This window comes from Flavobacterium sp. KH_001, from assembly GCF_057840745.1.
This window is the reverse complement of sequence record NZ_CM174520.1, coordinates 4,045,571-4,060,098: the sequence shown is the minus strand read 5'-3', so window position 1 is coordinate 4,060,098 and position 14,528 is coordinate 4,045,571. Positions and strand designations below refer to the sequence as shown.

6 protein-coding genes are annotated in these 14,528 nt (G+C 36.4%); all 6 read left to right on the top strand.

The window, feature by feature from the left end:
- The 6 genes from AC3ITQ_RS17480 (at nucleotide 1) to AC3ITQ_RS17455 (ending at nucleotide 14,509) form a co-directional block, all read left to right on the top strand.
- Nucleotides 1-2,667, top strand: coding sequence for an ROK family protein (locus tag AC3ITQ_RS17480; protein ID WP_489235417.1), 2,667 nt, complete (start codon nucleotides 1-3; stop codon nucleotides 2,665-2,667).
- A gap of 91 nt (nucleotides 2,668-2,758) precedes the next feature.
- Nucleotides 2,759-4,165, top strand: a complete 1,407-nt coding sequence (locus AC3ITQ_RS17475) for a sugar porter family MFS transporter (RefSeq protein WP_489235416.1) — start codon at nucleotides 2,759-2,761, stop codon at nucleotides 4,163-4,165.
- Nucleotides 4,166-4,168: 3 nt separating this feature from the next.
- Nucleotides 4,169-7,510, top strand: coding sequence for a glycoside hydrolase family 38 N-terminal domain-containing protein (locus tag AC3ITQ_RS17470; RefSeq protein ID WP_489235415.1), 3,342 nt, complete (start codon nucleotides 4,169-4,171; stop codon nucleotides 7,508-7,510).
- A gap of 46 nt (nucleotides 7,511-7,556) precedes the next feature.
- The gene (locus AC3ITQ_RS17465; RefSeq protein ID WP_489235414.1) at nucleotides 7,557-9,938 is read left to right on the top strand and encodes a GH92 family glycosyl hydrolase; all 2,382 of its coding nucleotides are present in this window, start codon (nucleotides 7,557-7,559) and stop codon (nucleotides 9,936-9,938) included.
- A gap of 47 nt (nucleotides 9,939-9,985) precedes the next feature.
- Nucleotides 9,986-11,275, top strand: a complete 1,290-nt coding sequence (locus AC3ITQ_RS17460) for a GH36-type glycosyl hydrolase domain-containing protein (RefSeq protein WP_489235413.1) — start codon at nucleotides 9,986-9,988, stop codon at nucleotides 11,273-11,275.
- A 303-nt stretch (nucleotides 11,276-11,578) separates the two neighbouring features.
- The gene (locus AC3ITQ_RS17455) at nucleotides 11,579-14,509 is read left to right on the top strand and encodes a glycoside hydrolase family 2 protein (protein WP_489235412.1); all 2,931 of its coding nucleotides are present in this window, start codon (nucleotides 11,579-11,581) and stop codon (nucleotides 14,507-14,509) included.
- The last annotated feature ends 19 nt before the right edge of the window (nucleotides 14,510-14,528 follow it).

The following is a 14,528-nucleotide window of genomic DNA, read 5'->3' as shown; positions in this document are numbered from 1 at the left end:
ATGAAAAAAATAGGAATTGATGTAGGAGGAAGTCATGTTACGGTAAGTCTTATTGAAGATAATAATATCGAAAGACAGTCGCAGTTAGTGACAAGAAAAGAAATCAATTCTGAAGAAAAACCAACCGTTATTGTTGCGGCAATTGCGAGTTGTATTAATGAAATTCTGAGCAACGGAGATACTATTGATGCAGTTGGAATTGCTTTTCCAGGACCATTTAATTATGAAAAAGGAGTCAGCGAAATCTTGGGAGTTGGTGGAAAATTTGAAACTACTTTTGGTCTCCATATCCAACAAGCGCTGAAGAATTTCACAGGTTTAAACGATGTTCCTTTCATTTTTGCGAATGATGCAGATTGCTTTGCAGAAGGGACCTATTTTCGTCACAAATTAAGTAGCAATAAAACCGTTTTCCTGACTTTGGGAACCGGATTTGGATCGGCATTTATGGTGGATGGAGATTTAGTAAAACGTCATTTGGATATTCCGGAAACGGGTGTTTTTTACAACCAGCCTTTTTTAGATACCATTGCCGATGCGTGTTTTTCGACTCGCTGGCTCTTAGCAGAATACAAACGTATTTCTGGTAAAAGTATTCAGTCAGTAAAAGCAATTGCGGATTTAAATAATGACATTTCGAAAGCCGTTTTTATCAATTTTGGAACTAATATGGGAACGTTTCTTTTTCCGTGGTTAGAAAAATTTGGTTGTGAAGAATTGGTAATCGGAGGAAATATTTCAAGAGCCAAAGCTTTATTTATGCCGGCTTTGACAGAAAAATTAAATGCATTAAAAATAAAATTAAATATTGTTTTCTGTGATAATGCTGAACAAAGCATTTTGAAAGGAGCAACAATTATTGCAGGAAAAAAGCACAAGTTACAAATGGAAAAAACAATTCAATCTAAAAGAAAAACAACACAACCTTTATTGCCTGTCAATGCAGTTGAAAAAGCCAATGCAGCATATAATGTTTTCCCGTCATTAAAGTCTAATGCTGAAATTTTCGTTGGATTTAAATCTTTAGGAAATGCTATTGCTAAACAAAAAACGGTTATTATAGATGGTTTTGGGGGTGTTCTTTGGGAAAACTTTAGAAATCACCTGAACTCGGTTTTAATAGGGAAAAAGTTGAATGTACTTTGGTATGATATCGATTCTTGTTTGAAATCGTCTTCAGAAATTGAAGCCATGATTAAGCCAAATCTAAACGGAGATGATCCGGTTTTTGGTAAAAGATATTTAGGTGAACTTTCGGATTTTTTCGATATTGATAAATTTAATGTACTGCAACCAGATACTACTGCTGATATTTGTATTCTCTACGGAACAGGAGCGTCTTTAGCCAATTGGACAGGGAAATTGATTTATGTAGATGTCCCAAAAAATGAAATTCAATATAGAATGAGAGCAGGTTCGACCAAAAATATTGGTTGTACAGATACTTTGGCATATTCTCAAATTTATAAAAGAATGTATTTTATTGAATGGCCGGTTCTAAATACACACAAAGCATCTTTACTTCCAAAAATAGATCTTATTGTAGATGAACAACGTATCGATGAAATTACCTGGATGCAGGGAAGTGATTTTAGAAGCGCGTTAGATTTAATGCTCGAAAGTCCGTTGCGTGCCCGTCCTTGGTTTGAAGCCGGAGTTTGGGGTGGTCAGTGGATGAAGAAACATATTAAGGATCTGAATCAGGGCGAAGTAAATTATGCCTGGTCGTTTGAATTAATTACACCTGAGAACGGAGTTGTCTTGGAAGGAAATAATCATTTATTGGAAGTTTCTTTTGATTTTTTGATGTTTCAGAACAACAAGAAAGTGTTAGGAAAAGCAGCAGCCCGTTTTGGGAATGACTTTCCAATTCGTTTTGACTATCTGGATACTTTCGATGGAGGAAATCTTTCGGTACAATGTCATCCGAGACCGGAATATATCGCAGCCAATTTTGGCGAAAAATTTACTCAGGATGAAACCTATTATATTTTAGATTGCGCTGATGATGCCGATGTTTATCTGGGATTTACAGAGGATATCAATCCTGAAGAATTCAAAAATGCTTTAATCGAATCGCAAGAGAAATCAGAAGCGATTGATATTGAAAAATATGTATTAAAACACAAAGCTAAAAAACACGATTTATTCCTGATTCCAAACGGAACTATTCATGCTTCTGGGATTAATAATATGGTTCTGGAAATAAGCAGCACCCCTTATATTTTTACTTTCAAAATGTACGATTGGGTTCGCCCGGGATTAGATGGAAAACCACGTCCAATCAACTTAGAGCATGGTTTTAAGAATGTTTATTTTGACAGAAAAGGAGAAAGAATTGTAGAAGAATTCATTTCAAAACAAAAAGTTGTAAAAGAATTTCAAAACGGTAGAAAAGTGAGTTTACCTACTCATGAAGAACATTTTTACGCCGTAGATCGTTACGAATTTACAGGAGAAATTGAAATTGAAACGCTTGGACAATGTCATATCTGTATGTTGGTTGAAGGCGATATAGCCGAAGTAAGTGCAGGAGAAAACACTCAAATATTCAAATATGCTGAAACTTTTGTAATTCCGGCCAATATTCCAAAATACAAAATCAATCACAAAAGCGATAAAAAAGCATTTGTAGTGGTTTCGTATGTAAAAGATAGCTGGTGTTAAAAACCATAGAGCAACAAATTAAATGAACCACCATTATTGCTCTTTTACTATTACTATTAAAAATGATCTCTATTAAGAACCAAAAACTATTATGAAAACAAAAGGAACAAAATATTTTATATTTCTCATAACGCTTATAGCAGCGTTGGGAGGTTTTTTATTCGGTTTTGATATGGCTGTTGTAAGCGGAATTATCGAACCATTAAAATTACAATACGGATTATCATCTGCTCAGGAAGGATTATTTGTTTCTTGTGCTTTATTAGGCTGTATTGTAGGTGTTGGCTTTTCGGGTTATCTCAGTGATAAAATTGGAAGAAAAAAAGTATTGGCTATCTCAGCCGTATTATTTTTAATCAGTGCCATTGGTTTTGCCTTTTCAGAGGCTTATCCAATATTGATTTTGTTTCGTGTTTTGGCAGGTATGGGGGTTGGTGTGGCCTCAAATGTGTCTCCGCTTTATATTTCTGAAGTTGCTCCTTCGCATAAGCGCGGACAATTGGTAGTGTTTTACCAACTCGCCATTACCATCGGAATTTTGGCTGCTTATATCAGTAATTTGTTTTTACAAAGATATGCTTCTTCACACGCTGGAGATGGCGATGGTCTGCTACATTGGTTGTTTGTCGAAAATGTATGGCGCGGAATGTTTCTTGTTGGAGTTATTCCGGCCACAGCATTTTGTCTGTTGTTAATGATAGTTCCGGAAAGCCCGCGTTGGTTGGTGCAATTTGGAAAAAATGAAGAAGCCTTAGGTATTCTTACCAAAATAAATGGAGCAGAAACGGCACAATTAGAGTTGAACTCTATAAAAGAAATGGCTAATCAAAAATCAGGAGGTTACAAAGAATTACTGCGTTTGCCTTTGCGTAAATTGTTGACATTGGCTATTGTACTTACGGCCTTGTCACAATTTAGCGGAATCAATGGTGTTATTTTTTACGGACCTACTATTTTAAAATCGGCTGGTATTGTGACCAGCGATGCCTTGTTTTATCAGGTAATATTAGGATCAGCAAATATGCTTTTTACTTTTATAGCAATCTTTAAAGTGGATAGCTGGGGGCGCAGGCCTTTGTATCTAATAGGTTCTTTATGCGCTGCTTTTGCATTGGCATTGACCGGCTTTTGTTTCCTGATGAATATAACAGGCTGGTTCATGTTATTTAGCATCATTTTATTCCTTTTATTCTTTGCCTTTTCACTTGGCCCATTAAAATTTGTGATCTCAACTGAAATATTCCCAACACATATTAGAGGAACAGCTTTGTCTATGTGTATCATGACAATGTGGGTTTCTGATTGGATTGTAAATCTGTTGTTTCCTATGTTGAGAGACGGATTGGGAATTGCGGCGACCTTCTTTATTTTCTCTTTCTTCTGTATTCTCTCTTTTGTATATGCCAAAAAGAAATTGTTTGAAACAAAAGGAAAAAGTTTAGAAGAAATCGAAAGAGCCTGGAATCTGGAACTAAAGTCAAGCCCCAGTAAATTATAAGATATGAATATAGTAAAACGAAACATCAGACAGTTATCCCTGGTCTTTTTGCTAATCTTGACACAATCAATTTTCGCTCAAAAGGAAGTTCCTTATTTTGGAAAAATAAATTGGATTAATGGTTTTGCAAAAGAAATTACGGGTGAAAATATCACGTATAATTCGGCTTTTCAGGATTATGCGACGGTGGCACTTTTGACCAGAAATACAGACGGGAATAAGACAATTGAGTGGGAGACGTCGCCAGTTCCAAATAAAATAAAAGGCGATTATGTTTATTTCAGTTGGGTGGCAGGACATTCAACAGGAACAAGTAGTGGTGATCGAAACTACGATTTGTATGTTGATGGAAAAAAGATTCTGGCTTTTACAACTTTACCTAAAAATCAAAAACCAAACTGGATTTTTAATGGAGAGGACGGATCAGCATTGGCATTTCAACAAATTAAGCTTGATGGTGCAAATGACTCGCAAGGCTATGCCTTTTTGCGACTTCCTGTGAGTAAGGTAAAAGCAGGACAGGCAACTCGAATCAAAATCGTGGGTCAGAAACAAAATAGTAACGATTGGTTTATGACTTTCAAGTTTGCATTTGAAGAAAATGTAAAAGTTGCTCCGATGCCTTTTCTTCTAAAAAATGGGACACAACCTATTGTGGTTACCGTTTTGCATTTTGGAAAAGACGAACCTGTAAAAGTAAAAATCAATGGTAAACAAGAATATACTTATGTCGCCAAAGACGGAATGAACAGTTTTGATGTTCCGGTTACTGCAGTCAATAAAGAAGAAAAAATTAAAGTTGTAGCAAGCGTAAATAATAAGATTTTTGTTGATGATTATTTTGCTGTAAAACCGGTTGTATACAGAGAACTTCACTTGTTACATCATTCTCATACTGATATTGGTTATTCTGATTTGCAGCCTGAGATTCTGAAAATTCACAATAAAAACATTGATGATGCTCTGGCTATGATTGAAAAAACAAAATCATATCCGGAAGAAGCAAAATTCAAATGGAATATTGAGTCTATATGGGCAGTCGAAAATTACTTAAAAGTAGCTACTCCAACCCAAAAAGAGAAGTTTGTTGCGGCTGTAAAAAATGGAGATATTTTTCTTTCGGCTTTGTACGTAAATATGCTAACAGGTATGAGTCAGGCCGAAGAGATGTTTCATTACACAGATTATGCAGCCAAACTACGCAAGGAATTTGGTTTTAAGATTAACAGTGCCATGATTTCAGATGTGCCTGGTTTTGCGTGGTCTACCGTAACGGCACTTTCAAAAGGAGGAGTGAAATATTTCTCGATTGGCTCTAATTTTATGGGATTAGATCATCCTTACAGAGGAGACAGAGCAGGACATTTTCTGAAAAATTGGGGAGACAAACCAGTTTGGTGGACATCACCTTCAGGAGAGGAAAAAATCTTGTTTTGGGCTGGAGCGAAAGGGTATTCATCATGGCATGGAATGCAACCAGGAAACATTTACGAAAGAGCACCCAAAAAGATTGCAGATTATTTAAATGAATTAACTGAGAATAATTATCCGTATGATATGGTACAATGGCGTTTTAACATTGTTGCTGACAATGGCCCGATTGAACCTAATAGTCCTGATTTTGTGAAAAAATGGAATGAAAAATATGCTTCTCCAAAATTGATCCTGAATACTACGGAGAAAATGTTTGAAGCTTTCGAGAAAAAGTATGGCGATAAAATTCCGACAGTAAAAGGAGATTTGACTCCGTATTGGGAAGATGGTGCACTTTCGACCGCTCAGGAAGAAGGGCAAAACAGAGTAAATAGTTTACGTCTTCAACAATTGACTACGCTGTATACCATGTTGGATCCTAAAAAATACAGCGAACAAAATTTCTATGAAGCCTGGAGAAATATCATCATGTTTCATGAACATACCTGGGGAGCACATAATAGTACAACAGCTCCTGACGCTCCTTTTGTAACCGAACAATGGCGAATTAAAAGGCAATTTATGCTCGATGCAGATACTCAGATTAATGTATTAGAGAAAAGTTTGTTTGAAAAGATTAGTAATTCCCAATCAAAAAAAATAGCCGTTTTTAATACTTCTTCGTGGAAAAGAACCGGATTGGTTACGCTGAAAACAAACGCTGAAGGGAAATCAATTAAAGATACAAACGGAAATATTTTGCCTTTGCAAAAATTGAGCAACGGAAAGTATGCCTTTATAGCAAAAGAAGTTCCAGCTTTTGGAACTGCCATTTATGAAATAACAAACAAAGTTGCGCCAGTTTTAACGAGCAAATTTGTTTTGGGTGAAAATTCTTTATCAAACGGGAAAATTGAATTTAGCTGGGATAGAAACAATGGAAGTATTACGAATCTGAAAGCAGTTTCCGATTTTAATTACGCTGGAGATTTTAAGCAACAAGGATTAAACAGTTATTGGTATGTACCGGGACTAAATCCGGAAGAAGTACAAACTAACGGAGACGTTCAGGTTAAAATTATCGAAAAAGGTCCGGTGTTAACAGCAGTTTGGATTACTTCTGATGCGCCTGGAGCCAATAAATTAGAGCGTATTCTTTCACTTTACAGCGGAAGTGATGAAGTATTAATACAGAATATTTTAGATAAAAAAGCGGTTAGAACAAAAGAGGGAGTTCATTTTGGATATCCATTTAATACACAATTTACCAAAACGACTCTTGATGCGGGTTACGGATCGATGGAATTCTTAAAAGACCAATTGGCCGGATCAAACATGGATTATTTGTATGGTAGAAGATGGGTAGATGTTTCTGCCGGAGATAAAGGAATTCAGTGGATGTTATTGGAATCGCCTTTGGTGGAGCCAAACAGTCTTATCGATGAACGAAAAGAGGTTGTACCCAATCATAAAGAATGGAAAAAAGCGGAGAAACCAACAGCGATCTGGTTCAGTTATGTGATGAACAACTATTGGCATACCAATTATAAAGCCGATCAGGAAGGAGTTGTGAATTTTAAATACGCGCTTCGTCCGCATGCAGAAGTAAATGATGTGGAAATGGAAAAAGCGGCAGCTGAGTTTACACAACCTTTGATTGGAATGGCTATTAATGAAGATGTAAAGTTGTCTTCAAATCTTTTTGAATTGACAAACACTAAAATTGTAGTAACGAGTCTGACACCAAATGAAGATGGAACAATATTGATGCGTTTATTCAATCCGGAGAAATCTGCAGAACAAACTAAATTTATTTGGAAATCTTTACTTCCGAAGTCTATTATTGACGTATCAACCGGAGATGAAAAATCAAATGCTGCAGAAATTAATATGGTTGGAAGTGGAGTTTCGGAGTTTTTATTGAAAATGTAAAAAGGGATAAAAACAGAAAAGTTAATCTTAAACAGAATAAACAGATATGAAAACAATTTCAAGAATAGTTTTGCTGCTGGTAATGACCATTTTGCTTTTTTCCTGTTCAAAGAAAAAAGACAGTTTCAATCCGGCTTCCTGGGTAGATCCGCAAATTGGATCAGTACACGGACGTTGGTTTTTTTATACTCCGGCTTCTTTGCCTTTTGGAATGGCAAAACTAGCTCCGCATACCAATGCTTATGGAAGTATTGGAAGCTGGGAACCCTGTGGTTACGACGATCGTCATACCTCGATTGAAGGTTTTGGCCATTTTCATGAATTTCAAATTGGTGGTTTGGTAGCAATGCCGGTAACAGGAAAATTGCAAACTACTCCGGGAACTTTAGAAAAACCGGAAACAGGCTATCGATCGACTTTTGATAAAAAAACCGAACATGCGGAGCCGGGCTATTATTCCGTTTTTCTGAAAGAATATGGAATTAAAGCCGAATTAACGGCAACGGAAAGAGTCGGTTTTCATCGTTATACTTTTCCTGAATCTAAACAATCACGTATCATTTTTGATATCGGTCATCGTCAGGGCGAAAGCAGCGGTGTGACAGAAGCGACAATGAAACTTTCAGGAAAAAATACATTAGAAGGAACAATCGAAACGTATCCGGAATATTTAAAATTCTGTGATCCCGAAAAACGCGTGAAAATGTATTTTGTGATTCAGATGAATAAGACACCTGAAAGTTATGGTTCATTTGTCGAAGATAAAACCTTTGATAATCAATCAGAAACCAAAGGAATTGGAAACGGAATGTATGTGAATTTTGCAACCAAAAAAGGAGAAGTTGTGGAGATGCAGGTGGGACTTTCGTACACCAGTATCGAGAATGCAAAGTTAAATTTGAAAGCGGAAGCAGAGGGACAAACTTTTGATGCTGTAAAACAAACAGCACACGAGAAATGGAATGAGAAATTAGGTCGCATTAGAGTTCAGACCACGAACAATATCAATAAAGTAAAATTCTACACGGCTTTATATCACGCGCTCTTAGGACGTGGATTAGCAAGTGATGCGAATGGAAGTTATCCGAGACACGATGGAAAAATCGGTCATATTCCTTTGAATGCAGACGGAAAACCAAAATACAATCATTACAATACAGATGGAATTTGGGGCGGATTCTGGAATTTGAGTCAGCTTTGGGCATTGGCTTATCCTGATTATTTAAGCGAATATATTCAGTCGAATATTGATTTTGCAAAAGAAACAGGCTGGTTACACGATGGAGTGGCGGCAGGTGCACATTCTAATGGTGTACAAACAAATTGTTTTGGTTTAATGATTGCTTCAACGTATAATTGTGGTATTCGTGATTTTAATGTACAAGAAGCCTATAAGATTGCTTATAAAAATGAAACAGGCTATAGCGGTCGTCCGTTTGGTTCAGGAAAATACGATTTGGCTTATTTTGTAAAAGAAGGTTATATTCCTTCAAAAGACACACTATTGGCTAACGGATGGATATTTAATTTTGGAGCCTCCCATACTTTAGAATTTGCTTATACCTCTTACGGCGTTGCGCAATTTGCAAAGGCCTTAGGCAAAAAGAAGGATTATGACAAACTAATAAAGCAGGCAGGAAATTGGAAAAATATCTTTGATCCGGAAACCAAATTTATCCGTCCGAGATATGAGAATGGTAAATTCATAGAAAAGTTCGACCCAATGCAAGCCTGGAGAGGGTTTCAGGAAGCGAATGGTTACCAATATACCTGGTATGTTCCACAAGATCCTGCAGGATTAATTAAAATTCTTGGTAAAGATTTATTCAACAAACGACTGGAAACAACATTTGTAGAAAGCCAGAAATCAACTTTTGGCGGTGGAAAAGGAGTGGACAGTTTCTCTGGATTGGAAAAGCTTTATAATCACGGAAATCAGCCTTGTCTGCACCATTCATTCCTCTTTAATTATTCAGGAAAACCCTGGCTGACACAAAAATGGTCGCGTACGATCTGTGATGAATTCTATGGCACAGAACCACTTCACGGTTACGGATTTGGTCAGGATGAAGATCAGGGACAATTGGGCGCGTGGTTTGTAATGGCATCCATGGGATTATTTGATGTTCAGGGACACGCAGCCATGAATCCGACTTTTCAATTTGGAAGTCCATTGTTTGATAAAGTAACGATCAAACTGGATAAGAAATATTATAAAGGCGATGAATTGATAATTGAAGCCAAAAACAATTCAAAGGCAAACAGATATATTCAATCGGCTACTTTTAACGGAGAGAAGATTGAAAATGCCTGGATCTATCGCAAGAAACTTACAGATGGAGGCATTTTAATCTTTGATATGGGACCAAATCCAAACAAAAAATGGGGTATCAAAACACCACCGCCCTCGATGAGTACAAGTAAATGAAGACATACTAACTTCTATATTCTAACCAATACAATTTCGATTAACACATGAGAAAAATTCTTTCTTCAATAGCAAGTCTCGCCTTTGCATTGACCACTATAGCACAACAAAAGCAGGTGATAGATAAGGCATTAACAGATAAAATAAAAAACGATCAATACATGCCATTTGTGAAAAATAAGGCATTGGAAGTAATGAAAACCGGAGTAAATGCCGGCGATGGCTATCGCGAAGTCTGGATTCGTGACTACAATACTTTTATTGAACTGGCCGCTCAGGTGACTAAAAAAGAAGATATAAAAGAAAACCTTTTGGTATTTTTCCGAATGCAGGGAGAAGATGGAAACATCATTGACGGTTATACACCTAAAGAACAAATTGGTGCAGGTGAAACAGATTTCTCTTATTCAAAACTAGAACCAAGATATGCCGCTCATAAAAATACAGTTGAAACAGATCAGGAAACATCACTGGTACAAGCGGTTTACAAATACATTCAATCAACCGGTGATACCTCTATTTTGGCAGAAAAAGTTGGAGATAAAACCGTTGCAGAGAGATTAGAGTGGTCAATGGATTTTTTAATGAAAAACCGTTACACTGAAAAGTACGGACTAATTACAGGAGCAACAACGGCAGATTGGGGAGACGTACAACCCGAAGAAGGTTATGGAGTTGATATTGATGGACATACACATGTTGCCTGCGATATCTATGACAATGCAATGTTTATTGTGGCTCTGAATAACATGATGGAAATTATGCCATCAACTAAAAAGAAATGGGATAAAATTAGAAAAGACGTAGCAAAAAACACTCGCACTTATCTTTGGGATGCCAAAAAGCAAAAATACATTCCGCACTTGTATTTGAACGGATCACCTTTTCCTGCTGATTTTGATGAAGATAATATTTTCTATTTCGGTGGTACAACAGTTGCTATGGAAGCAGGCTTATTGAGTAAAAAAGAAGTAAAAGCGTCCTTAGATGAAATGGTAAAAAGAGTAAAAGAAGCCGGAGCACCTTCTATTGGTCTGACACTTTATCCTCCTTATCCTAATGGTTATTTTGTAAACAAGATTATGAATCCGGTTTACAGTTATCAAAATGGTGGCGACTGGACCTGGTTTGGAGCCAGAACCATTCAACAATTAATTAAATACGGTTATGTTGAAGAAGCTTATAGAGAAATACAGCCAATGTTGAAACGTGTGAAAGACAATAATGGTTTCTTCGAATGGTATTCAATAAAAAATGAGCCAAGAGGTTCAGGTACTTTCAGAGGCGAAGCTGGTGTTTTGTATACCGCAATTGTAATGTTCGAAAATCTGAAATAAACAGCAAAAATTAGAAAAGGTGAAGTTGATACAATAGTAAATCAATTTCACCTTTTTTGTTTCTTCGAATGAATAGAAAAATCAAACAGAAAGGATAAGATCAATTTATTTTTAAAAGAATTAGAGAAAAAGTATCGTATCCTTTTTTCGCCTCAAATGATATGAAAATGATTAAAATAGTTTAAGTATCCGTTAACGGAGCGTAGTTCGTGAACGAGTTTATGATGTAATTTCGAAAAAGTTTTTAAGAACAAAAAAGAGATTAAAAGTAAAATTGATACTTACAATTAAACAGAACAATAAATGAAAAAGATTTTTGTATTTGTACTTTGCACAGTCATGGCTTCTGCCGTAAATGCACAACAATTTATAGCAGAGGGCAGGAAAGCGCTCGCGATAATTCCGTCAGAAACCAGTGGTGTACCAAAAGCTAAAGTCAGCTTAAATGGTTCATGGGAAATAAACATGAATCCGGGTAATGAAGTTTGGAAAAATGATTCAGGAAACTGGCAGAAAATTCAGGTACCAGGCGAGCCGGCTATGCAGGGTTTTAAAGTAGAAAACGACAAAGAATTCTTTTATAAAACAACAGTTAATGTTCCGGCGAGCGCGAAAAACAAAACGACTCTTATCCGTTTTAATGGCGTTTACAGCTATGCGCGAGTTTTTGTAAACGGTCATTTCGTACGCGAGCATTTTGGAGGATTTACGGCTTGGGATGCTGATATCAGCGCATTTGTTCAACCCGGAAAACCTGCAATTGTGTATGTTGGCGTTACAGACAGGGCAGACGATATTTCATATGCTTCCGGTTATGCATTTCATCCCATTGGAGGAATCTTAAGAGAAGTTCAATTGCTTGTAGTACCTAATGATTATATCAATCGATTTTATGTGCAAACTGATTTTGAAAATGATTTTAAGGAAGCAAAACTTTCTCTTACTGTAGCCAAAAGTAAAGCTAAAGGGAATAGTAAAATTAAATTTCAATTGTATGATGCCGGTGGTAAAGCGGTTTTAAATCAGCCACAAACTTTTGATTTGGCGAATAATGGAGAAGGTAAATTTTCGGTTACTGTTGCAAATCCGATTTTGTGGAATCAGGAACAGCCTTATTTGTATACTTTGAAAGCAGAATTAATTTCAGCTGGAAAATCCGAAGAAAAAATTGAACAAAAAATAGGTTTTAGAAAAGTTGTTGTAGACGGAAAAAGAGTGCTGGTAAACGGTGAGCCCATTAAACTCCGTGGAGGCTGCAGACATGATATGCATCCTTTATTAGGAAGAAGTACCAATCGACATTATGATAGTCTGGATGTTGCAATGGCCAAAAAAGCCAATTTGAATTTTATTCGGACCTCACATTATCCTCCTTCGCAGGACTTTCTGGAATTTGCTGATAAATATGGAATTTATGTTCAGGAAGAAACTGCCATTTGCTTTGTGAACGATTGGCGAGAAGGCGTTTATAAAAAATTAGGAGAAACAAGTAATGACCCGGCATTTACTTCAAGATATTTAGGACAGTTAAGTGAAATGATTGATCGTGATAGAAATCACGCAGCGGTTATAATGTGGTCCATTGGGAATGAAAGTGACTACGGAATTAATTTCCAGAAAGAATATGAATTCGTAAAATCTGTTGATTTGTCAAGACCTGTTTCGTGGTCATGGCCGGCGACTGCCTTTAAAGAAAATAAAAGATGTTTTGATATAGCTGTTGCACATTATCCCGATTATAAAGGTAAAGACGAAGAAAATTTTGGGCTGGCAATTAAAAACATGGAACACGAAAGTTTGCCCTTATTAAGCGATGAGTGGGCGCACGTGGCCTGCTATAATACAACTTTATTAAAAGCCGATCCCAACGTAAAAGATTTTTGGGGACAAAGTTTAGATTTAATGTGGGCCAATCGTTTTGATGTACCCGGAAATTTAGGTGGTGCTATCTGGGGAATGACAGATGAAACTTTTCACTTAAAAGATGGCGTAACAGGTTATGGACCATGGGGATTTATAGATGTGTGGCGAAGAGAAAAAACAGAATTCTGGAACACCAAAAAAGCCTATTCGCCTATTAGAGTTTTAAAAACAAAGTTTGAAAGCACAGAAGTAAATGCGTTCTTAAATGTTCCTGTTAAAAATAGATTTAATCATATTTCTTTAGATCAGATTAAATTGAAAATTACGGTCAACGGTAAAAGTTTTGATCAGCCAATGCCCGCATTAAAACCGCATGAAGAAGGAGTAATTAAAGTAGCGATCAGCGATACAAATAGTCCAGTTCTGTTACAGTTTTATGATTCGCAAAATAATCTGATCGATGAAGAGCAACTTACATTTAACAAACCAATAGCGCTACAAGCAAAAACACTTAAACTTAAATGGAATGTAAAAAAGACCGATAAAGTAATTGCATTAGAAAGTGAGGGATTAACAGTAAAACTAGACGCCGTTACGGGACAGCTTTTAAGCTCTGAAATAAATGGAGAAAAAATAGTAACAGGAGCAACCAGAGTAATTGTAAATAAACCAAAACAACCGGATGCTTTTAAAGAAACGCCAGGTATCTATTCAGGTGAATACAAAGTCAAAAGTGCAATGGTAAATACGGATGATAAAAGTATGGTTACAGTTACATCTGAAGGTACAATAGATGATTATCCTGTAAAAATGATAACGGTTTATCAAGTCGATGGTACAATAAATATAGAGTATGAAGTAGAGAATGTTCCGGAGTACACCTGGCAAATAGGATTGGCTCTGCCAGTAGCGAATACTTTTGAAACGATAGAATGGAAACGAAAAGGATATTGGAGTACTTATCCGTCGAATCATGTTTCCGCTAATGAAGGTAAAGCCAAACGTTTTTCAGATATAAAAGAAACCTACCGCGTTCAGCCTGCTTATGATGTTTCGCAAGGTATGTATGATTATTATTTAAAAAGCACTATTGATCCTGCAAAAGCAGATATGAAGGGAACTGAAATGTACAGAGGAACAAAAGAGAATATTTTGTCTGTGGATTTGACTTCAGGAAATAAAAAAATAGAAGTGATTTCAAATGGATTGCAAGCTGCAAAAATGAATATCCTGGAATCAGGTCAACAGGAATTGCTGATTATGGATAAATCAGATTACTGGAGTTTGAACTGGGGAAATTTTGCCGGTACCAAAAACAATTCGAAAAGTTTAAAAGGAATAGCAATTGTAAAATTAGTTCAAAAAAAATAAGCAGTTTGAATATCTCATT

Excerpts from the sequence above, each read along its gene's own strand:
- AC3ITQ_RS17480 (WP_489235417.1), top strand. The coding sequence starts at position 1 with ATGAAAAAAATAGGAATTGATGTAGGAGGAAGTCATGTTACGGTAAGT.
- AC3ITQ_RS17475 (WP_489235416.1), top strand. The coding sequence starts at position 2,759 with ATGAAAACAAAAGGAACAAAATATTTTATATTTCTCATAACGCTTATA.
- AC3ITQ_RS17470 (WP_489235415.1), top strand. The coding sequence starts at position 4,169 with ATGAATATAGTAAAACGAAACATCAGACAGTTATCCCTGGTCTTTTTG.
- AC3ITQ_RS17465 (WP_489235414.1), top strand. The coding sequence starts at position 7,557 with ATGAAAACAATTTCAAGAATAGTTTTGCTGCTGGTAATGACCATTTTG.
- AC3ITQ_RS17460 (WP_489235413.1), top strand. The coding sequence starts at position 9,986 with ATGAGAAAAATTCTTTCTTCAATAGCAAGTCTCGCCTTTGCATTGACC.
- AC3ITQ_RS17455 (WP_489235412.1), top strand. The coding sequence starts at position 11,579 with ATGAAAAAGATTTTTGTATTTGTACTTTGCACAGTCATGGCTTCTGCC.